We start from the raw sequence: 19162 nt of genomic DNA on the forward strand, positions 1-19162 counted from the left end.
GTTGGGACGATTTTCTTTATTTCTAGAACTAAAATGCATATTAAAGCACCCAAGTAAGGCGGTTTTGCAGCGCCATAAAAGCTAAATATCACTAAAATAATGACATGCTTTAATCTGATTATTAAGGAGTGAATCATGAAATTAACCCTTTATTCTGGCACACGTAACGCTTCAAGCTGGGCTATGAGAGCTTGGTTAAGCCTAAAGGAAACAAACATTGAGTTTGAAGAAATTATTATAGATATCAAACGCCCTCAAAGATGGCGAAACATAGCTGAAATTAGCACCTTTTCACCTGCCTCACGCGTCCCTGTACTAGTGGTTGAAGAGGAGGAAACCCAAAGCAAAGACACACACATTATTTACGATTCTCAGGCCATCATGGAATTCGTTAATGAATTATCCAATAACCAATTACTTCCCGATAATAAATTTGTAAGAGCTGAAGCCAGATCTATGCTTGCTTGGCAACATGCTGATATGGGTAAGATCTGCCCTAGCCTATCTTTTGAAAGCAGCTTTTATCCAGATAAGAAAATATTGTCAGCTGATAATGTCAAAAGCGCCGAAGGCCTTTATCAAGTATGGGAAGGTCTATTATCTAAATACCAAGGTCCATATTTATTTGGCGACGTGTCCCTTGCGGACCTTACCTTAGTACCTAGCGTATTAAGGCTTACTTCACACCTTGAACCATCTCATCACTTCCCCCTAACAAAGGCTTGGGCAGAACGTTTATTAAACCGACTTCATGTCAAAGCTTGGTTAGATGAAGCCTATGAGTTAGACCCCATTTATTATGATTCTTACCTACATTAAGAAGCATTGAGAGAGCCTAAACGTCTTGGCTCTCTCCCCTTAATTAGATCCAATAACTAGAAAGCCATTAATCCCTATTGTCAGGATCAGACATATCTACCGCTTTATGAGAAGCTTTTAGCAAAGCATCATAAATAGCGGTTTCTACTTTTTTGGCTTTCAGCTCATTCACCCCTTGCTCAGTTGTGCCATTTGGCGTCATCACATCTTGAGCAAGCTGAACGGGTAATTTATCAGACATTTGCAGCATTTTACCGCTACCTTCTAACGTTTTTCCCACTAACCGCTTTGACTCTTCATAGCTAAAGCCTAATGCTTGAGAGGCTTCAATCATGGCATCAGCCATTAGCATGACATAAGCAGGGCCTCCACCACTGATGCCCGTTGCGCCATCTATATCACTCTCTTTCTCTACAAAGAAAAGCTCACCCATAAACTGAGCCGCCTCAAGAAAAGCAGAATAATGAGCACTAAAAGCACCGCTAAAATAGATAGGCGTGATTCCTACACCAAACTCACAAGGCGTATTTGGCATACATCTCATCACTTGAGAGTTAGGAAAGTATTGCTGAATTTCCGCACACGACACACCAGCTAACATAGAAACAATTAAAGCAGGATCGTTAGCGCCCGAGTCTCGGTTTTGCATCGCTAGATTAGGTAAGTCTTGGGGCCTTATGCCTAAGAAGAGAATGTGTGTATTTTCGGGGAGCCCTTCTCTCACCTCAATATCACCAAGGCTTTGCGCAAGTTTTAGCCTTTCTTCACTTTTGTCGATAACACTCACTTGCCAAGTATTTAAAAAGTAAGGAAGTGTCGCTTTGAATACAGGAAAGCCCATATTCCCCACACCTAAATACACACAATTTTTTTGCAACATTTGCGATCTTCTCCTTAATCCTATCCATTTTCGTTTTCTATTCGAAAACTTGATGGTACGAATAGAATTCAAAGTTGCAAGGCTTTAATACAAAGGGAGAAGAGTTAAAACATTAGAAGAAAATAAAGCTACTAATTGATTTAATTAAAAATAAAAACAAAGAATAGAAGTGAAATTGAGTGGAAAAACTCACTATCTCCATCCTTGGAGATATATAAAATAAGACATGAGAAGAGAGTTTATCGAGCGATAATATCTAGCACTTCTTCAATGGTTTGAGTTAAAAGCTCAGCATTATCATAGGCACTTTGTAACGCTTCGTCTTGGCTTTCCTTCACCTTAGTTGGCTGTTCGATAAATAAGCCTTTTGGTTGATAATATTGATCTAATACAACCACTAAAGGAATTTTGATCTCAGTAATATCTAGCTTATCTAGCAGGTTTTCTTGAGCAAAATCACGGCTAACAATGGAGACTTTGATCTTAGGGTGAAGCTCAGCCATCGCACTGATTGCTGTAATATTTAACTGACAATCTGGACACCAAGTTTCACCAGCTATCAAGATATTGGCACCTTGCTCCAAACTGGCAATTCTCATTGCGAGTGATTGCGTAAGCTGTCCTGCTAAAGCGTCTGCGGCTTTAATTACAGCAAGCGCTTCATCTTCGGTGCCTTGAGCCAAATAGGTTTTAAAGTCGATCCCTTGCTCAAAAAAATTTTTAAATGCCATAAGCTTACAATTACCTTTTCTTTTTATTGGTTACAAACACCATCTTACCAACAGAAGAACACAAATAAACTGAAAACATTTTCAATTTATGAAGATGCCAACAAAGGATAAGTGAAAAAAGTCAGATGCCCTAAGTTAAAAGCAAAATGAACAGCCACTGCATAACTTAGTTTCCCGCTCCAAAAATAGGTTAAGCCGTATAAAATCCCAGCGAGAGTTGCCACTAAAATAAAAACAGGACCACCAGCAAAGTGCGCTAAGCCAAATAGAGCACTGGCAATACCTACGCCGATAACTGGATTAAAGCGACGGGTTAACAGGTTTTGAATATAGCCTCTAAACAAGGCTTCTTCGGCGACACAGGTTAATAGCAAATTACTAAAGGCAAAAACCAACCACCAATTTGGCAGGCTCAGTTCGTATTGAATCAGACCCAAAAGGAAAGCGAGTAAGAAAACACCTGAAAACAAAGCGGCAAGTGTTCGTATCTGCATTTGAGTCATTGTTTTAACACGGCCTAGTAAATTAGGTACAAGTAAAAGCAATGCAAAGAATATCAACGGCTTATCAAGGTTTAAATAAAGTGTATAAGCAGAACTATTTACCCCACTTTGTACCTGATTTAACACCTGTAAATTATTAAAACCAGGGGCGAGATGTAAAGCTAACGCAAGAGCCCAGACAATCACAATCACATGGCAAATAAGGCGCTTTATCCCTTTAGTTTTTGCGCCATAAGCGGCCACAATTAAACCAGCTACACCATATAGCACTACGATCAATTCCAAATGAGATTGATATAAAGCGGTTAAAGCACAAGCCCCTAAAGCAAAAAGCCCATACTTAGGCTTAAAAAAGCTCGTGATAATTGCTATACCTAGCAGAAGCCAAGTAAAACCTGCGGGGAAAAGCGAGAATAAAAATTCCATCAAGTAAATCCATTAAATTCTGTGCGCGGATACTAGCACGTCACTTAATAGGCCATATAACCCAGATAAACTATTTACACTTATTTTTCTTTTCAGAAGCCTATCTATTCAGCCACTTTGCCAGAGTATTTAATAAATAGTAAAACAAAAAAAGCCCATTAAAAAATAACTTAAGAGGCTTTCATTTATTTTAATGCAATTAAGATTAAATGCTCATCACAATTTTACCTGTTGCAACTCCTGATACTAAACGGTCATGCGCTTTAGCTACCTGCCAAATGCTATATTTAGACTCATCTATCAGAGGTTTAATTGCACCTGAATCAACTAATGTAGCTATCTCCCCTAATATCTCACCATGTTTTTTTCTATTAATACCTTCAATTAAAGGAATTAACATGAGTACGTTATGAAAACTCAAGCTTTTTAAAGCAACTGGTAAAACATTCTCAACGGGCAAAGTAGTCGCTACAGATCCATTAATTTTTACAGCTTCAAAACTTCGCTGAATATTTTCTCCTGCGATGGTATCAAATACAGCATCAAACCCTTTGCCATTAGTATAGTTCTTTACATAATCAGCTACGGCTTCTTTTTTTACATTAATTAAATTATCTTGGTTAAATTGAGCTGCAACTTCCATATTTCTGGGTGTACTCGTAGCACTCACTTTGGCACCAAAAGACTTTGCTAACTGTATCGCTATATGACCCACGCCACCTGCAGCTCCATGTATCAATACATGCTCTCCTGGCTGAATTTTAAGCTTATCTCTTAACGCTTCCCATGCAGTTATTGAAACCAAAGGTAGCGCAGCAGACTCTCGCATAGACAGAGTTTTCGGTTTCAATGCCATTAAATCAGCATCAACCAACATAAATTCCGCTAAGGCGCCATCTATGCCCGCAATTCCACCAGCACATCCATATACCTCATCTCCTAATTTAAAGCGCTCTACATCATCTGCTACTTCAACTACTGTACCTGCAACATCGCCATGCAAGATATCAGGGAGGTTTTCAGACCAAGGAGTATCAGTTGAACGCAACATAGTATCTAGAGGATTAACACTTGTTGCTTTTACCTGCACCAGAAGATGGCCTGATTTAAGTTTAGGCTTTGGTCTTTGCTCAAGTTTAAAAACATCAGTCTTACCTTTACCCTGAATCACCATAGCCTTCATTGAGTTTTCATTTTTCATTGCTCTGCTTTACCTAAATATATTTTGTTTACAAATAGTCAACTGGTATCTCTACCAGTACTTGTGAAGTAACACAGAAAGTTAGCTTGCTACCTCATACCTGCAAGCTTAATATTTGTCTAAAAAACCATAAACACCCAAAAAAGCAAACAACTTTTGCTTTTTAAGCAAAATTTTAATTAAAATTCACATTTTCTCTCACTGTAAGTAAGTTTTAAAACAGGAATAAATAGGTTAGAAAATGAGCCAAATCACTCGTTTACATTACTTTAATGCTGTCGTTGAATTAGGTAGTATCTCAGCAGCCAGCCAGCGCTATAATGTTCAACCTTCTTCTATCTCTAGACAAATAATTGCGCTAGAAAAGGAACTATCAGTTCGTCTACTAAGCCGTACTACACGTAACATTGGTTTAACAGAAGCAGGCAGAAAGTACTTTGAGTACAGCCAGCGAATTGTGGCTGAGTTGGACGAAGCAAAACGTGTCGTAAATGACCTACAAGAAACGCCAAAAGGATTGCTTAGATTAAACCTTACTGTGGGGTTTGGTGAAAATGTGATTTTACCCCTTATCCCACTTTTCCTAGAACAGTATCCAGCAATTAAAGTAGAACTAGACCTAACAGAAAGAGTAGTCGATCTTGTTGAAGACAATATCGATATTGCAATTCGAAGTGGAAAGCTGGAAAACTCTAGCTTAATTGCAACAAAGCTAATGGATAACAACTTTATACTTTGTGCCAGCCCACACTATCTAAGCAAACACCCAGCAATATTATCTCCAGATAACCTAAGTAAACATCAATGTATTCATTATGGCTACTCGGGTTGGCAATCTTGGTATTTACTCACCAATGAAAAGCAAAGTTTAAACTTAGAAAAACCAATTAGTGTTAATTCAGTAAATGGTCAAAAGCAGTTGATATTGAATCATGCTGGTATTGCGCTTATCCCTCAATGGGCTGTAAAAAATGAACTTGAAGAAAAGTCACTATTGCAACTTCTTCCACAACATATTTTTAGCCCTAATGAACACCTTACATCTACCTATGGAATTTATCTGAACCGTCAATTTATTGCCCCAAAGATCAGAGTTTTTTTAGACTTTATCAAAAAATCTATCATTGAGAATAATCATAATTAAACCCTAGCCTTAGACTGATAACAATCTTAGGTTTTATCTTTCAGTAGGTTCACATTCTATCCTAATCATGCCTTGGCTTTTTCATAAGAGGCTCTTTTGCTAGAGAGCTTCTTGTCAAAGATTTAACAATCGATATCACCACAGGATTAATCATGAAGGTAACAGGCAAGGCAACAGCAAAAGAGATTCCCCAAGCAGTAAACCAAGCCAATAAAAAACCTATGAATGCTTCTACATCAAGTTGTATAAGTGTCATGGCAAATGACATAGCACCAGACATCAAAAGCGCCATAAAAAATCCAAACAAAAAATTAGAATATTTAGCATGGAACATTGCATTACCCTCAAATCAATTTAGTTACTCTTGCTTAATCCTAGGTTTCATTAGTTTGCTGACGAACAAGGCTGATATGGAGTCGCTCACTGGTCACTGTAAGGTCCATGCTCTCTCCTCTCACTAGATCACCGTCTTTTACAATCTCGCCATTAAGAAGCCCTTCGCCTTGGCTGATATAAGCTAAAAATTCATCTTTAATTTGAATGTTTTTATCTTTCTTGAGTAGGCCAATATCAATTGTCGTGTGACTATCAAAAGTCTCTGTTTGCAACTTACTACCTCCATAAATACGTGTTAGCTCATTCTCTTTTGGGTCGTAGATTTTGTAAGCAGCAGGTTCGCCCAAGGTTTCTGGCAAGGCCCAAAGCTGGAGTATGCGATTCCCAGTAGCATCTGGATTAATTTCATTGTGCTCAAAGCCTTCTGCTCCTGCCCTTTGTGCTTGAACTTGATAACCAGAAAGCGATTGCCCATGCTCTAACGAACCTTCATGCTGCAAGTTACCTTCCAGCATGACAGTAATCACATCCACCTCATGATGAGGGTGCATTCTGGTTTCCCCATGAGGTAAGTACCTTGCATCCGCTAGGAAAATAAACTGCCCCAACCCATTCCAAGTCGAGTTATTTCCACCCACTTTGTTATCAACAATCAAGCGAGTTTCTTTAAGACCAGCAAAACCACCACGTTTAAGAGAATCTCTGTGTAAAATCTTCATAATCATTTCCTTCTATCTTTATTTATTTGTTTTTTTGAAGCTAAAAACATTGTAAATAAAGAATTAAAATTAAATAATCAGAATAAATTAACCAATTTGTTCGAAAAAACTGAATAGTTTTAATTTGAGGTAAGTAGGCTAAAATGAAGCTCACATTAGATGCACTTGAAGTACTCGACGCGATAGATAAAAAAGGCAGTTTTGCCGCAGCAGCGAATGCCCTATTTCGTGTCCCTTCCACCCTAACCTATACAGTACAAAAGCTCGAAGAGGATCTAGGCTTTGTTATTTTCAGAAAGGAAGGCAGGCGTTCTGTCCTCACACCAGCCGGTCGAGTTTTATTAGAGGAAGGTAGAAGTCTTCTACTCGCTACCCAAGCCATGATAGATAAAGCCCATCAGGTGGATTCAGGTTGGGAGGTTCGTCTCACTATTGCACTAGATACAGTTTGGGATACACAGCAGTTCTTACCTATTCTGACTGAGTTTCAGCAACTTAATACAGGTGTTGAAATCAATCTCTTAGAAGAGGTCATGGGTGGCAGTTTAGAAGCTTTGATAGAAGACAGAGCGGACATTGTCCTTGGTGGTCCAGCACCAAACACGCCCATTCAAGGCTTACAGTTTAAGGAAGTGATGCAAAGCCAATGGTGTTTTGTGACCGCAAATAATCATCCACTAACTCAGACAAACCTCCCATTAACGAATAAGATGATTACCCCTTATACTTCCATTGTGATTAAAGATTCATCCAGACATTCTCCGATCAAATCCCATCGTCTTATGGACAAACAAAAGCAGATTAAAGTCGCTTCAATGCAACAAAAAATAAGCCTGATCGAGGCTGGTATTGGTGTTGGTTTTTTGCCTAAACACAAGATTCAAAACAAACTAGATGAAGGGACATTAGTTACATTAAACACCAGCGAACCAGCTTCTTTAACACCTCAATACTGTTCTTGGAAAAGCAATAACAAAGGCAAAGCAGCTCGCTGGTTTATAGATAGAATAATTAACACTAAGGCTAGCTAAAAACTTAGTTAGCTAAGCACATTTAAAACGCCAAATACTTTAAGCATTGGCATTCAAAGGTTTACTAGAAAGCGCCAAAGCACTGCGACCTTCATTTACAATAAAATACTTCATTCCGCGCCCTCTATCTCTTGAGCTAATCAGGCCCTCTTCCTCTAAGGTAAATAGCAAATCACGTACCTGCGTTTTTGTGAGCTGGCAATCTGTGGCAATGCCAGAAATAGAACGATAAAGGTTCACCCCATCTCTCAGAGCTTCCAAGACAGAAACTTTCTCCTTAGATAAATGTGGCAGCTCGGTTTTCACGAAGCTCAGCTCTTCTATCACTTCATCTTGGTCTGTGTCCTTATCAGAAATAGCTTCTAACTCTTGTTCAATACTCTTAGTCGAATTATTTAAACGGTTAAAGTTTTCAGATTGAGATAATGACTGATCAACCAAAGAGACAAAATGGCTTTCATCAGTAAAGTCAGAGGGAGCATAGAGTTTGTCGTGATGATTACAAACCAAAAACACCAGAGAGGCTAACACCACCAAAGGGAACAAAACGAGAAACCAAACAAGAATGGTTAGATCATTGCCTGAAAAGTTATCAGATGAAGCAACCAAGCCCGCTATGGCGTAAACCAACACGATCAAAAGGGCTAAAATACCTAATGGGTTCTTCGACAGCCTACCTGCTGTCTCTCCAAATTTCTTCATAAATCATCCTTGAGTTACATATCCTTTGCTGGAAAAAATAGTGCAATCATTTTTAAGTAGATGACACTAGCCCATCCTTTATACAGTGGATAACTGTATGAATACAAATATTGCTGAAATACGAATGAAACCTCATTCTTACTTCCCTTGTATTACATATTTTTTCCAATTTCAATTTCTGCAAGATATTAAAAGGAATTGATCATATTAGCGAAGACTGTCATTGTGAATGATTAATAATAAGGATTTTGAAACGAATGAAATTAAAATTAATAGCCACACTTTCCAGCGCACTACTTTTAGCTTGTACAGAATCGACAGTAAGACCTTCAACATCTTCTTCAGATATAAATACATGTAACTCTTTAATAGAACAATCTAGTTCACTTAACGCTCAGTCATCATATCGCCTTGCACGCTGTTATGCTCAAGGGAGAGATATCAAGAAAGATCACGTAAAGGCTGCTTATTGGTTGCAACAATCAGCAAACCTAGGGCTAGCCTTCGCACAATTCAAGCTGGCACAGAGGTACTATTTAGGCTTTGGGGTTGAACAAAATACAGACCAAGCCATTCAACTATTTACTAAAGCATCAAATCAGGGGAATCATCTAGCAGAGTTCTACTTAGGCTATTTTGCCTCTAATGGTATTGGAGATATAAAAAATGATGTTGCAGCTTTTAGTTGGTACAAAAAATCTGCGGAAGGTGGTTACAAATTAGGCCAATCAGCCTTATCAGAGGCTTACGAGAAGGGTATCGGAGTTGATAAAAGCTGGGATAAACGTACTTATTGGCTTGAAACAGCCTCTTTTAATCATCAGCAGCAATACAAAAACGAGTTAAAAATACCTCTAGATGATACGCTTCAAGACGCCATCATTATCGATTATTTTAGTGACGACGCCCAATATCTGATTGGTGATATTTACTTAAAAGGAGATGGCTTAGAAAAAGATACGAACACTGCGATCGATTGGTTTACTCTATCTGCAAATGAACGCAATAAAAAAGCACAGCTAGCATTAGCAGAGTTATATGTAAGAGATAATAAAAATATTGATCAAGCTATTTTATACTATACCAGTGCCGCAAATTCAGGAGAAGGTCTGGCTCAACTGGCACTGGCCAAAATATATTATGCTGGAGAGTTAATTCCTAAAAATATAAATAAAGCTATTTTTTGGGCAAGTTTAGCTAAGCAAAACCATATTAATGAAGCAGAACAACTTCTTGAAAAATTAAATTAATGCCTTTTTACTAAGTAAAGGGCCAATAAAATCCCCCTTTACTTAGTAAGTAAATATTAGAAAAAATAAACTTACTTTTATGATTTAAGTCGCATACTCTCGACAAATTAATTGAGTATCATCAATACTTAAGACTTCTTTAGTTAAGCCACAATAGAAGCTATCTGCTTCATTCTTTTGGTTGTACTTACAGTTCTTGCAAACACCAAAAGCCGTTCTGCCTACGGCTTTTTGATAGTTTTTCAATATATCTTGCATTAATACAGCGGCTTGAGATTGCTTAGTTTCTGAAAGCTGTTCTATTGCTTCAGTGAACTTTTTCGGCGGGCAAGTTTCCGCAAGAAACAGCTTACCTTCCTCAGTCACTTTCAAGTGAGTAATTCGTAAATCGTCTTTATCTTTTTCTTTATATATCAGCGTTTTATTCTCAAGCACCTTTAACGATTGTGAGACGGTACCTTTGGTTAACCCCAAATATTCAGTAACCGCCAATGTGGTATCGGAATAACGATTACAGATGGATAAATAATACAAAGCTTCTTGTTGCACGGGTTGCAACCCTAAGCTTTGCCCCTCTGCACGCACCTCTTGTCTAAGTACGTTCGCCAACCTTTCAATTATGTTAAATAAATCTTCACTCATTCACCTATAGTATCGAGTCAAAACTTGTTTGACAAGTTGAGTTTTCTTATGATTAACTGAATATAGTTTCGAATCGAAACAATGTTTATTCTAGGAGAAATACAATGAAAAATTTACCACTATGTTTGGCGCTATCAGTAAGTTCGGCGGTGATATCTAGTAATGGTTTTGCCCATAACGACAAGCACACTGGCCATATTCAAGCACCAGAATCGAAAAGTGTCTCAGCTGAGTTTGATATCGTACATGCCAAAATTACAACGCAAGGTTCACACTTGGTCTTTCAACAAGCAGTGAAAGGAAAGGCAGGTGAAAAAGTGCCCGATACCGTAGGGGGTTTAGCTAATGCAAAGGTGTTTAGTTATGTTTGGCCAACGTCCTTAAACAGTGACGCCGTTGGTTTTGAAGCAGATCAAGGCATTTTAGCACTTGCTCTCACTATCCATCCTGATTTTGATGATACCCCTTTATACGATGAGAATAATGATGGAAACAAGACTAACGATGGGGATAACTGGCACAGTCATTGGGTGGTTTTAGTACCTGATAATGCTTGTGGAGATGGGGCATTAAAAGTGAAAGACATTCCCAAAGGTTCGACGCCTAAGTTGCCACATACTTGGCCTAAGCTGCCTATCTTTATCGATAGTCCAGGTTATGATTTCTCTCTTGAAGGATCAGAAGTACTAGTTCGAGTTCCCTTGTCTGCCATTGGATTCAACAACCAGTTTTCATTTGATGGTGTCACCGCTGGCTTAAAAGTTAACCAACAAGTTCATGCTCCTTTGTTATGTGTAACTGACGTGTTTGATGTTGCCTCAGGCGACCTTAGCCTACCCGGAAAAAGTCAGTAACTAGAGGAAACACCTATGAAAATTCATGTTTATGACACCCATGTACATACAACATCTGGCGAATACATTCATTTTGATGTTCTCGTTAATGACGACAATATCTCTCATGTCAGAAAATATGCTGATGATTATCTGGCCAGCTTAGACGTTAAATTGGATCAAATAAAACAAGGAAGATGTAATTTTTGTCATAGCGAAGTAGCTAATCCAGAGGTAAAAGAGAATATTCTAGCGAAAGGCTACAGTATCATTCGTTTGTAAATATTTAATCAAGATCATAGTAATCTTAAAACAAAATTCACTGTCGTTTATCACTCTCTAAAGCAGCATGACGGTCATTAAAACTAAAACGTAATAATGGCTGTCATTGCCTCACCTTATTGATCTCTCTATTAAAATAATTTACATCTTACAAAATCTTCCCCTGATAAACCTCACCGTATTTGGCTGTGCCCTATTGATTAAATTTCTGTCGAATTTCCCTTTCACTAATTAATAGAGCTTTTCTTTTTGAAATGAGAGTTGTGCAAAAAAATAAAGTACGAGTAAATTTATTTTACATGTATACTTGCACAATCGTGCATATGTACATATTATTTGTTTTTCTTAAACATTAAACAGAGATTAAATTGTGAACACTGAAAAAATGATAATTGCATTGGAAGAATTCATTCATGTGGGAGGAGCGTTAGTCATCATCATTGCGGTAGTGTCAGTTCTTACCGGATTAATGAGAGAGTTCATCCCTCAAGATAAACTTCAAGCTAAGCTGACTAAGCATGAAAAATGGGGCTCATTACTAGGCGCTGCTTTTGGCATGCTGACACCTTTTTGTAGTGCGGCGGTTGTACCAGTAACAATGGGAATGGCCTCAATGGGCGCTTCTTTGGGTACAGTGTTAAGCTTTTTAATATCCGCTCCACTTTGTAATTTCATCGTATTAGCGATGATATATGCCACTTTTGGGCTAAAAGTTGTGGCAACTTATTTAGCCATCACCTTCACTGCGGCGGTATTAGGTGGTTGGTTAATTTCAAAATCGCCTTGGAGAAATGAGATTAAACGCGGTGAAGAGTTAGAAGCGTCATCTGCTCCAAGCTGTAGCGGTTCAATTCAGGCAACTAACCTGCAAACAGCCAATGCACAAGCATGTTCAAGCACCTCAAAAGAAGAGTCTGCTTGTTCAGAAATTAAAATGAATTGTGATGGAAGCGTTGCGATGGCATTAGAGTCTGAAGAACCATCAAAACTCTATAAGTCAGCAAAATTCGCTTGGGCGTTATTCAAAAAAATCATACCTTATGTGCTTTTAGGTGCATTGATTAGTGGTTTATCGGCGGCCTATTTACCTGCCGATCTAGTTGAGAAATATGTAGGTGGGGACGGCATGCAATCGATTGTGATCGCAGCGGTAATCGGAATACCACTTTATCTACGTATTGAAATGGCAATTCCATTGTTAAATGTACTGATTCTGAAAGGAATGGGATTAGGCCCTGCACTAGCTTTAATCATAGGTGGTACAGGCGCGAGTTTGCCTGAAATTGCCTTAGTTTCTTCCGTACTTAAACGTAAAGCTGTCGTTGCATTTGTATTAATCATTTTGACAACGGCTATAGTGGGCGGCGCCATTTTTCAATACCTGTTTTGAGTATTAGGAAATTAGTATTGAAATGAAATGTGCGTCATTCTAAGAATGGCGCACATTATTCTGCTCTTTCTAGTCTTTCTAAATAGCGCAGGTATAATGCCTTTATAAAATTTTGAGAACACCAAAGGCCAAGAATGAACGAAAAGTATATAGATGCCTTAAAAGCCTTATCAGAACCGAATAGATTACGTTTGTTCTGGCTTTTACTCCATGTAGACCAACGCACCACAGTCGCCGAAGCGATGGATGTAACAGGAGATTCACAACATAACGTTTCTCGTAATTTAAAAATGTTATATAAGGCTGGCCTACTCACCCCAGAAAAAAAGGGTAAATGGGTGTACTACACGCTCACGGAGCAAACAGCACCTCACTGCAAAGGCCTAGTTGACTCAGTTCGATATCTACCAGAAGAAGATTTTGTCGAAATTTGCGAACGATGCGTCATACGTTTATCACTTAGAGTGAATGGCGAATGTGTACTTGGCCCTAACAGTGAACAATGGCTTGCGGCCATTAGTAAATAGGGATGGCCATAGTTGAAACGGCCCTTTGTATGACACAAGCATAATGATAGTTTGCGAATAACTAGAAAGGATTAAGCTGTTAGCAAGATAGCGCCCTATTTGGTTAGACTTTTGAAAGCGTAAAGAAAGGCTGTAAATAGCCAATTAACTTGAGAAGCTATCTACAGCTGCGACATAATCAGCCCACCTTAATACTGACTCGCTAATAAAGAATGAAAAAACATCTAGGATTTGCTCTTAACATTATCGCCATTGGCCTCTTCATCCCTGGGATAATGTTGCCCATGCTGTCTTTATCCATGGAAATGGGCATCAATGTCATGGGCTCTAACTTCACACCCAATTTGATCGATAAAGAGTTATCCATTATCGCCACAGTTGAAGAGCTATGGCTGGATCAACGTTTTATCGTGGCAGTACTGATTTTTTTATTTTCAGTTTGTATTCCCTTATTAAAAACTTCATTGGTTAGCTTTTCATACTTCATTAAAAATGCCGATAATGAAGCCAAGATCTTAAGGTTTGTCGCCAGTATCGGTAAATGGTCCATGGCAGATGTTTTCACTGTCGCTATTTTTCTGGCTATCTTATCGACTAACCACAGTGAAACCGTAAACAGAGAGTCAATCTCAGCCTTTGGTTTAAACATTGATTTACTCATCAGTAGCCAAACCCTATCTGCAGCGGGAGCAGGTTTTTACTATTTTACAGGTTATTGCCTACTCTCTTTGTTAGGTACACACCTAAGCCAAAGCAGCCATAAAGCAAAGGCAAAATCAGTAGTTGAGCAAAGTTAATAAAAGCCAGTTACACCAAACCATGGGCTTGATAATTATCCATCATAAAATCAATAAGCAAGCGAGTTCGTTTTGCTTGATGTCTGCCAGAGTAAACAAGATAAACAGGCAGTTTTTCTGGAACTGGCCGAGCATTAAATTGAATGAGCTTTCTGCTGGCTAGCTCGTTTCTACATAGGCTTTCAGGCAATATAGCCACACCTTTCTCTTCACAAATTAAGGCATGCGCTAGAGAAAAGTTAGTCGTGCTAAAGGCTTTATTCTGAACTTTTCCACCGGGTACAAAGACTAGCTGCTTATCTAAATCATCGGATTGAGCGTTTAGCCCCAACTCATGAACCACCTTTTTACTGCCCACATAAATTAGTGACGTACTCCCTAATTTACGGGCAATCAAGCCTTGGTCAGTTACATCACGTCCTCTTAATGCCAAATCGATATTTTGAGCGATGAGATCTTCTACCTTGTCAGAGACTAACACCTCAACATGTAACTCTGGGTACACATCATTAAAAGCAGCCAATAAAGATGCCAGCGCAATTTTTGGTAGCGCAACAGGAACAGAAAGCTTAATACGCCCTTTAAGCTGTTGCTGATAACTTAGATTTTCTTCCGCTCGGGTCAGTGTTTGTAAGGCCTGTTCACAAGCATCGAGGTATTCTTGCCCTTCATTGGTTAAGCTCACATTCCGCGTATTTCGGTTAAAGAGTCGTGTATTCAAACGTTTTTCAAGCGATTTAATACGAGCGCTCACAGTGGTTCTTGGTAAATCCAATTTGCGACTTGCCTGCGCAAAGCTGCCAGCACTCGCGACTTCAATAAAGGTTTGTATCTGGATGAGATGACTCATTATGCAACTTTCTCGTCTAGTTTAAGCAAGTTTAAACGACTTATTCATCATAAAACAACTTGCTAATCTGAGCCCTCATCCACATAGAAGAGAAAATCATGAGATCAATTGGCTCAGTATCATTAATCCTTGTTTCGCTTGCATGCACCCCATTACAAGCAGCCACACCAGAAATAGAAATGCGTTGGTTAGGTGGCCCTAGCCTACTCATAAAATTCAATGACCTTACCTTGTTAACAGACCCTATGCTTGGGCAAGGCGACGAAGCCTTTATTATGGCGGACCCAAATGAAATGTTTGACCTAACAAAAGGCCCAAATGTTAAAAGCCATAAACGTCTGACTAACCTACCCGACGTAAATCTAGAAGAAGTAGATATGGTTTTGTTAAGTCATGCCCATGAAGACCACTTAGATCAAGTGGCGCAAAAGCAATTAAACAAAGACATGCCTGTACTTCTACCACAACAAGACCTTAAAAAAATTCAGGATTACGGCTTTAAACAACCACTTGCTTTAAAACCTGGAGATAAGCAAATTTACCAAGCAGGCGAAGGTACGGTTAGTATCACCGCAGTACCAGCAGACCACAGTGAGAATACAAACTTATTGCCTATATTAGGCCATGGTTTAGGCTACTTTATTGAATTTGAACAAGCCCAATGGCAACACACTGTTTATTGGACAGGTGACTCTATGCCAACAAACAATGTCATAAACTTTGTTAAAACATTAGGCGATATTGATATCTTCATCCCTAACATGGGCCGCGTCGGCACAACTGGGCCACTAGGACAAATTAGCTTAGGCGCGAAAGAAGCCATCCAAATGGCAAGCCAACTCAAAGCAGATAAAATTTTACCGATACACCACTCAACCTATGAACTGTATTTAGAGCCCATCTCAGAGTTAGCCAAACTCGCCGAACAATCCAATATGCCATTAGATCTAATCTCAGAAGGTTCAACCCTAGTTTATAAGTGATTTAAAAGTGCTGTTCTCGCTTCCATATTTGCCAAGGTTAAATCATGGGAGCGAATAAAAAAACATACAAATCGCCTCATACAAACTCACTCCCCTTCTCTTTTACAAAAGCGTCTCACTCAATCTAATCAAAAAACCTATTACTTCCTGCAAATACTACATTGTTAAAACCGAAAACTTCGTCGACTAGACAGAGGTTAATTTAGTGATATGAGTAATATTAAATGAACGAATTAGTCATTTACCTCCTATTCACATAAATATTTAGATATAAATTAAAAATATTATTTTATTAAGAGAATATTTGAAATGTACAAAGCCATTAAAAGAGAACCTCAAAACAATACAAAAAAACCTATTCAAATGCTAAAAATAGGAACAAAAGATTACCCAACAATAGATAGTTTAACTTCATACCTAAATCTATCAAAAGAAGAAATATTAGAAAAAATAAATGCTAAAATCGAGAGATTTACTAAATCTGACATCCAAAATACAAACAACTTTTTGAAAGCAAGAAAAGTAAGCTTACTGGCGCAAACATCTCACCTAATGATAACTACGATAACTTTTTTATAAAACTTTCAGAGAGCTATAAAAGATCATACATAAAGCTTATAGACCCTACTTTTTATGAAAATATCAAGAATATAAAAAACAATATAGATTATAAAAATTTGGTTAATCCATCTAAAGATAATTATTTGGAAGGGGGTGGTGACGATGGAGTTTCAATTACAGATACATATAATAAAAGTCTTGCGTGTACTCTGTTCGCTCTCCTTGAATTAAAACCGAAGCTATTAAATGCTTCCACACCAGAGCAGTTACATTATGTGCTTAGAAGTAACCCTAAAACAAAACGTTATGACAATGATAGAGAAGTAGCACAAATAAGAATTGCATCTGGCTTGACCCCAGTAAAACCAACAACGGATGAAAATACAATTAGTAAATTTACATGTAAACACAGCTCAGGGGAGAGCTTTATTATTGACCCCGCTGGCGAGGCTCATACCTATATTCTTAAAAAAGTAGGAAGTACCTGGAAAAAAATAGACAACGATCACCCAGAAGGAATAACACCCACTAATGACAATATTAGGTTTTACTGGAAGGCATAAATAAAACTTTAATTTTATGTCTACATACACTCAAAAAATTGGGAGAGGGAAATATGGCTTTTTAAAATAAATTTTATTTTTATCCCACAAAAATTCATATAAAAAATAAATCTTTTTATATAGACAACTATCATTAACATAATTATATATGATGGTTGTCACTCTCATTTTGTTATTCTTTTATTATGATAAAGATCAAAACTTCCCAAACAACATACCTTTAATATTAACTCGCTTTATTTCGACACCTTTAGCTAAAAGGTGTTTTTCTGATCTTTTATATGAAAAAGAGAAAACACTACAAAACATAGGTATACTTTTAATATTATGTTTATAAGTAACCCCCTTAGAAATAATATGCTTTTCTAATAGCACTTCCCTTATATCAGAATATTTAAGAGCATAACGTTTATTGCCGTATGAAATGACAATAAAATCATTGTAGTAAGTATGCCTAACTAGGAAGTAGGATAAATAAAAATCATTAAACCTACCCGCTATTTGCTCAGTAAATAATGGTATCTCTCCAACTTCTTCATTCAACCGTCTCCGCCCACCAAAATACATAAATAGAAGCGATCCGAATACAAATGTCACCATGAAGGCAGCAATAATTAATCCAATACTTTTTTCCATTAACTATCATCCGATTTAATTGACATAAATACTCTCGACATTAACTCTAATATCAAACTAGGGAGTGTATACTAGCTTTTCATATAATCGCCCTAATATAGGCACTTTCATATAAGCCCCTCTACTTCAACTTAACATGCAGCAAGATCCCTTTATGGTCTGTTACCGCAACAGCACCATTACTCATTATATTACTTAGTTGATGATCAGTGCGACCTTCATAGGTTGCGTCGTCATCGTCACTGTCCGAGCCATCGTCTCCGTCATCATTTACGCCGTGGTAAACAAACTGATTGGTATACTCTATCCAAGGAAGATGAACGGTATTTTCATTATATAAAGCAATATCGTAAAACTTCTCTCCGGTAGAGTTAGTTCCGTGGAGGTTACCGAATGGGCTCTTTAAGGTTGAGTCTTTTACTATAGATGTAGCAAGCTTAAAACTATTACCACCTGTATATATAGTTTTTAGCGTATTTACCACGGTAGAAATGCCGCTTTGATTCGTGTCGCCCATGATGATATCGGGTATTTTTTTAATTAAGCTAGAGGCGTTAATTTTGTTTTTTAAGCCAGTGAAAAAGCTCTGCATACCAGTACTGGAAGAAGCATTGCTATTAGGCACATGTAAAAAGACGATCAATAAATTGTTTTTGATAAATGCGACAAAGCCGGTGTCACTTAAAAAGTGTGTATTCAAACTTAAGTTGGTATCTAAAATCGGCGTGAACAAGCTGAAATTTTGACAATGCTTCTTTGCAGAAGCAACTCTGACGTTTTTCCCAAGATCCCTAAAAGCACTGATATCATCCGAAGTAATCTGAGCGTTTAGCTCCCCGACACAAGTAATATCTACATGCTGTTTAATGCTTCGGCGCATTTGCCTTTGGCCATTCAAGATCAAACGCCTTATGTATCGCCTTCTAAGCATTCTGTCCTTATCCCTGCTTACTAGTGGCTTATACTCTCTCACTTTAACGTCTAGCTTGATTCTTGTCGGTTTAGCTTTTTTAGCAATGCTCTTAGAGGCTCTAAGTAGCTTTTCACGAAATCTAACAGTACCGCTACTTACTGCGCGCTTAGCCGTAGTACGGGTATGCATGCACTCTTTCCAAGAATACGAACTTGTCGGGTCAGAGCTATTTGTTTCTATGGATTGATAATAGATGCTAGTACTCGTAGTCATAAAAATCCTTGTAAGTGCTACCTATATCTGAATTTAGGAACAGAAAAGTTGAAATAAGATTCAGCTAAAAAATCATATATTAAATGGCAAGAGATACAAAGCAGATTTATGGATGAGGATTCGGGTTTAGTGGCTTTTTTGGACAATAAAAGCCATGAGAAATTGTTAAG

23 protein-coding genes are annotated in these 19162 nt (G+C 38.0%); 12 read left to right on the top strand and 11 right to left on the bottom strand.

Going from position 1 to position 19162, the window contains the following annotated elements; all coding sequences use genetic code 11:
- Positions 1–135 precede the first annotated feature (135 nt).
- A complete protein-coding gene (locus Q0A08_RS05580) occupies positions 136–819 on the top strand; it encodes a glutathione S-transferase family protein (protein WP_438465491.1) in 684 nt (227 codons plus the stop codon).
- Positions 820–886: 67 nt separating this feature from the next.
- Here the strand turns inward: Q0A08_RS05580 and Q0A08_RS05585 are convergent, their stop codons facing one another.
- The 4 genes from Q0A08_RS05585 to Q0A08_RS05600 form a co-directional block, all read right to left on the bottom strand.
- The gene (locus Q0A08_RS05585) at positions 887–1699 is read right to left on the bottom strand and encodes a pyrroline-5-carboxylate reductase family protein (RefSeq protein WP_438465492.1); all 813 of its coding nucleotides are present in this window, start codon (positions 1697–1699) and stop codon (positions 887–889) included.
- A gap of 239 nt (positions 1700–1938) precedes the next feature.
- On the bottom strand, positions 1939–2430 hold the full coding sequence (locus Q0A08_RS05590; protein ID WP_438465493.1) for a thioredoxin family protein: 492 nt from the start codon (positions 2428–2430) through the stop codon (positions 1939–1941).
- Positions 2431–2516: 86 nt separating this feature from the next.
- Entirely contained in the window at positions 2517–3359 is an 843-nt protein-coding gene (locus tag Q0A08_RS05595; RefSeq protein ID WP_438465494.1) for a lysostaphin resistance A-like protein, read from the bottom strand.
- Between the two features lie 205 nt (positions 3360–3564).
- Positions 3565–4560, bottom strand: coding sequence for a zinc-dependent alcohol dehydrogenase family protein (locus Q0A08_RS05600; RefSeq protein WP_438465495.1), 996 nt, complete (start codon positions 4558–4560; stop codon positions 3565–3567).
- 241 nt (positions 4561–4801) lie between these two features.
- Between Q0A08_RS05600 and Q0A08_RS05605 the strand changes: the two genes are divergently transcribed.
- Positions 4802–5704, top strand: a complete 903-nt coding sequence (locus Q0A08_RS05605; protein WP_438465496.1) for a LysR family transcriptional regulator — start codon at positions 4802–4804, stop codon at positions 5702–5704.
- A 61-nt stretch (positions 5705–5765) separates the two neighbouring features.
- Here Q0A08_RS05605 and Q0A08_RS05610 read toward each other — a convergent pair whose 3' ends face one another.
- Together Q0A08_RS05610 and Q0A08_RS05615 are read right to left on the bottom strand one after the other, a co-directional pair.
- Positions 5766–5996, bottom strand: a complete 231-nt coding sequence (locus tag Q0A08_RS05610) for a DUF2798 domain-containing protein (protein WP_438465497.1) — start codon at positions 5994–5996, stop codon at positions 5766–5768.
- An 82-nt stretch (positions 5997–6078) separates the two neighbouring features.
- Complete coding sequence (locus Q0A08_RS05615) at positions 6079–6759, bottom strand: pirin family protein (protein ID WP_438465498.1); 681 nt, start codon at positions 6757–6759, stop codon at positions 6079–6081.
- A gap of 143 nt (positions 6760–6902) precedes the next feature.
- Here Q0A08_RS05615 and Q0A08_RS05620 point away from each other — a divergent pair, with 143 nt between their 5' ends.
- On the top strand, positions 6903–7790 hold the full coding sequence (locus tag Q0A08_RS05620; RefSeq protein WP_438465499.1) for a LysR substrate-binding domain-containing protein: 888 nt from the start codon (positions 6903–6905) through the stop codon (positions 7788–7790).
- Between the two features lie 39 nt (positions 7791–7829).
- On the opposite strand, the gene Q0A08_RS05625 is transcribed toward Q0A08_RS05620, so the two are convergent.
- Positions 7830–8492, bottom strand: coding sequence for a hypothetical protein (locus Q0A08_RS05625; RefSeq protein WP_438465500.1), 663 nt, complete (start codon positions 8490–8492; stop codon positions 7830–7832).
- Positions 8493–8749: 257 nt separating this feature from the next.
- On the opposite strand from Q0A08_RS05625, the gene Q0A08_RS05630 reads away from it, so the two are divergent.
- Positions 8750–9742, top strand: a complete 993-nt coding sequence (locus Q0A08_RS05630; protein ID WP_438465501.1) for an SEL1-like repeat protein — start codon at positions 8750–8752, stop codon at positions 9740–9742.
- Between the two features lie 84 nt (positions 9743–9826).
- Here the strand turns inward: Q0A08_RS05630 and Q0A08_RS05635 are convergent, their stop codons facing one another.
- The gene (locus Q0A08_RS05635) at positions 9827–10384 is read right to left on the bottom strand and encodes a MarR family winged helix-turn-helix transcriptional regulator (RefSeq protein WP_438465502.1); all 558 of its coding nucleotides are present in this window, start codon (positions 10382–10384) and stop codon (positions 9827–9829) included.
- Between the two features lie 104 nt (positions 10385–10488).
- On the opposite strand from Q0A08_RS05635, the gene Q0A08_RS05640 reads away from it, so the two are divergent.
- The 5 genes from Q0A08_RS05640 (at position 10489) to Q0A08_RS05660 (ending at position 14213) form a co-directional block, all read left to right on the top strand.
- Positions 10489–11238 (top strand): hypothetical protein, encoded by a 750-nt coding sequence (locus Q0A08_RS05640; protein WP_438465503.1) that lies wholly within the window; start codon positions 10489–10491, stop codon positions 11236–11238.
- 15 nt (positions 11239–11253) lie between these two features.
- The gene (locus tag Q0A08_RS05645) at positions 11254–11499 is read left to right on the top strand and encodes a DUF2024 family protein (protein WP_438465504.1); all 246 of its coding nucleotides are present in this window, start codon (positions 11254–11256) and stop codon (positions 11497–11499) included.
- A gap of 370 nt (positions 11500–11869) precedes the next feature.
- Positions 11870–12889 carry a permease gene (locus Q0A08_RS05650; protein WP_438465505.1) on the top strand — a complete coding sequence of 340 codons (1020 nt, stop codon included), beginning with the start codon at positions 11870–11872 and terminating at the stop codon, positions 12887–12889.
- Between the two features lie 134 nt (positions 12890–13023).
- Positions 13024–13416 carry an ArsR/SmtB family transcription factor gene (locus tag Q0A08_RS05655; protein WP_438465506.1) on the top strand — a complete coding sequence of 131 codons (393 nt, stop codon included), beginning with the start codon at positions 13024–13026 and terminating at the stop codon, positions 13414–13416.
- A gap of 212 nt (positions 13417–13628) precedes the next feature.
- Positions 13629–14213 carry a paraquat-inducible protein A gene (locus Q0A08_RS05660; RefSeq protein WP_438465507.1) on the top strand — a complete coding sequence of 195 codons (585 nt, stop codon included), beginning with the start codon at positions 13629–13631 and terminating at the stop codon, positions 14211–14213.
- A 10-nt stretch (positions 14214–14223) separates the two neighbouring features.
- Here the strand turns inward: Q0A08_RS05660 and Q0A08_RS05665 are convergent, their stop codons facing one another.
- Positions 14224–15063 carry a LysR family transcriptional regulator gene (locus Q0A08_RS05665; protein ID WP_438465508.1) on the bottom strand — a complete coding sequence of 280 codons (840 nt, stop codon included), beginning with the start codon at positions 15061–15063 and terminating at the stop codon, positions 14224–14226.
- A 98-nt stretch (positions 15064–15161) separates the two neighbouring features.
- Between Q0A08_RS05665 and Q0A08_RS05670 the strand changes: the two genes are divergently transcribed.
- The 3 genes from Q0A08_RS05670 (at position 15162) to Q0A08_RS05680 (ending at position 17170) form a co-directional block, all read left to right on the top strand.
- On the top strand, positions 15162–16046 hold the full coding sequence (locus Q0A08_RS05670) for an MBL fold metallo-hydrolase (protein WP_438465509.1): 885 nt from the start codon (positions 15162–15164) through the stop codon (positions 16044–16046).
- A gap of 309 nt (positions 16047–16355) precedes the next feature.
- The gene (locus tag Q0A08_RS05675; RefSeq protein ID WP_438465510.1) at positions 16356–16625 is read left to right on the top strand and encodes a hypothetical protein; all 270 of its coding nucleotides are present in this window, start codon (positions 16356–16358) and stop codon (positions 16623–16625) included.
- A gap of 98 nt (positions 16626–16723) precedes the next feature.
- Entirely contained in the window at positions 16724–17170 is a 447-nt protein-coding gene (locus Q0A08_RS05680) for a hypothetical protein (RefSeq protein ID WP_438465511.1), read from the top strand.
- Positions 17171–17365: 195 nt separating this feature from the next.
- Here the strand turns inward: Q0A08_RS05680 and Q0A08_RS05685 are convergent, their stop codons facing one another.
- Together Q0A08_RS05685 and Q0A08_RS05690 are read right to left on the bottom strand one after the other, a co-directional pair.
- Positions 17366–17806 carry a hypothetical protein gene (locus Q0A08_RS05685; RefSeq protein ID WP_438465512.1) on the bottom strand — a complete coding sequence of 147 codons (441 nt, stop codon included), beginning with the start codon at positions 17804–17806 and terminating at the stop codon, positions 17366–17368.
- A gap of 121 nt (positions 17807–17927) precedes the next feature.
- Positions 17928–18992 carry a hypothetical protein gene (locus Q0A08_RS05690; RefSeq protein ID WP_438465513.1) on the bottom strand — a complete coding sequence of 355 codons (1065 nt, stop codon included), beginning with the start codon at positions 18990–18992 and terminating at the stop codon, positions 17928–17930.
- Positions 18993–19162 lie beyond the last annotated feature (170 nt).

This window comes from Marinomonas sp. PE14-40 (assembly GCF_051623805.1).
Lineage (GTDB): Bacteria > Pseudomonadota > Gammaproteobacteria > Pseudomonadales > Marinomonadaceae > Marinomonas.

Bases quoted from the DNA above. Each gene is read 5' to 3' on its own strand.
- Q0A08_RS05580 (WP_438465491.1), top strand. From the start codon at position 136: ATGAAATTAACCCTTTATTCTGGCACACGTAACGCTTCAAGCTGGGCT.
- Q0A08_RS05585 (WP_438465492.1), bottom strand. From the start codon at position 1,699: ATGTTGCAAAAAAATTGTGTGTATTTAGGTGTGGGGAATATGGGCTTT.
- Q0A08_RS05590 (WP_438465493.1), bottom strand. From the start codon at position 2,430: ATGGCATTTAAAAATTTTTTTGAGCAAGGGATCGACTTTAAAACCTAT.
- Q0A08_RS05595 (WP_438465494.1), bottom strand. From the start codon at position 3,359: ATGGAATTTTTATTCTCGCTTTTCCCCGCAGGTTTTACTTGGCTTCTG.
- Q0A08_RS05600 (WP_438465495.1), bottom strand. From the start codon at position 4,560: ATGAAAAATGAAAACTCAATGAAGGCTATGGTGATTCAGGGTAAAGGT.
- Q0A08_RS05605 (WP_438465496.1), top strand. From the start codon at position 4,802: ATGAGCCAAATCACTCGTTTACATTACTTTAATGCTGTCGTTGAATTA.
- Q0A08_RS05610 (WP_438465497.1), bottom strand. From the start codon at position 5,996: ATGGCGCTTTTGATGTCTGGTGCTATGTCATTTGCCATGACACTTATA.
- Q0A08_RS05615 (WP_438465498.1), bottom strand. From the start codon at position 6,759: ATGAAGATTTTACACAGAGATTCTCTTAAACGTGGTGGTTTTGCTGGT.
- Q0A08_RS05620 (WP_438465499.1), top strand. From the start codon at position 6,903: ATGAAGCTCACATTAGATGCACTTGAAGTACTCGACGCGATAGATAAA.
- Q0A08_RS05625 (WP_438465500.1), bottom strand. From the start codon at position 8,492: ATGAAGAAATTTGGAGAGACAGCAGGTAGGCTGTCGAAGAACCCATTA.
- Q0A08_RS05630 (WP_438465501.1), top strand. From the start codon at position 8,750: ATGAAATTAAAATTAATAGCCACACTTTCCAGCGCACTACTTTTAGCT.
- Q0A08_RS05635 (WP_438465502.1), bottom strand. From the start codon at position 10,384: ATGAGTGAAGATTTATTTAACATAATTGAAAGGTTGGCGAACGTACTT.
- Q0A08_RS05640 (WP_438465503.1), top strand. From the start codon at position 10,489: ATGAAAAATTTACCACTATGTTTGGCGCTATCAGTAAGTTCGGCGGTG.
- Q0A08_RS05645 (WP_438465504.1), top strand. From the start codon at position 11,254: ATGAAAATTCATGTTTATGACACCCATGTACATACAACATCTGGCGAA.
- Q0A08_RS05655 (WP_438465506.1), top strand. From the start codon at position 13,024: ATGAACGAAAAGTATATAGATGCCTTAAAAGCCTTATCAGAACCGAAT.
- Q0A08_RS05660 (WP_438465507.1), top strand. From the start codon at position 13,629: ATGAAAAAACATCTAGGATTTGCTCTTAACATTATCGCCATTGGCCTC.
- Q0A08_RS05665 (WP_438465508.1), bottom strand. From the start codon at position 15,063: ATGAGTCATCTCATCCAGATACAAACCTTTATTGAAGTCGCGAGTGCT.
- Q0A08_RS05670 (WP_438465509.1), top strand. From the start codon at position 15,162: ATGAGATCAATTGGCTCAGTATCATTAATCCTTGTTTCGCTTGCATGC.
- Q0A08_RS05675 (WP_438465510.1), top strand. From the start codon at position 16,356: ATGTACAAAGCCATTAAAAGAGAACCTCAAAACAATACAAAAAAACCT.
- Q0A08_RS05685 (WP_438465512.1), bottom strand. From the start codon at position 17,806: ATGGAAAAAAGTATTGGATTAATTATTGCTGCCTTCATGGTGACATTT.
- Q0A08_RS05690 (WP_438465513.1), bottom strand. From the start codon at position 18,992: ATGACTACGAGTACTAGCATCTATTATCAATCCATAGAAACAAATAGC.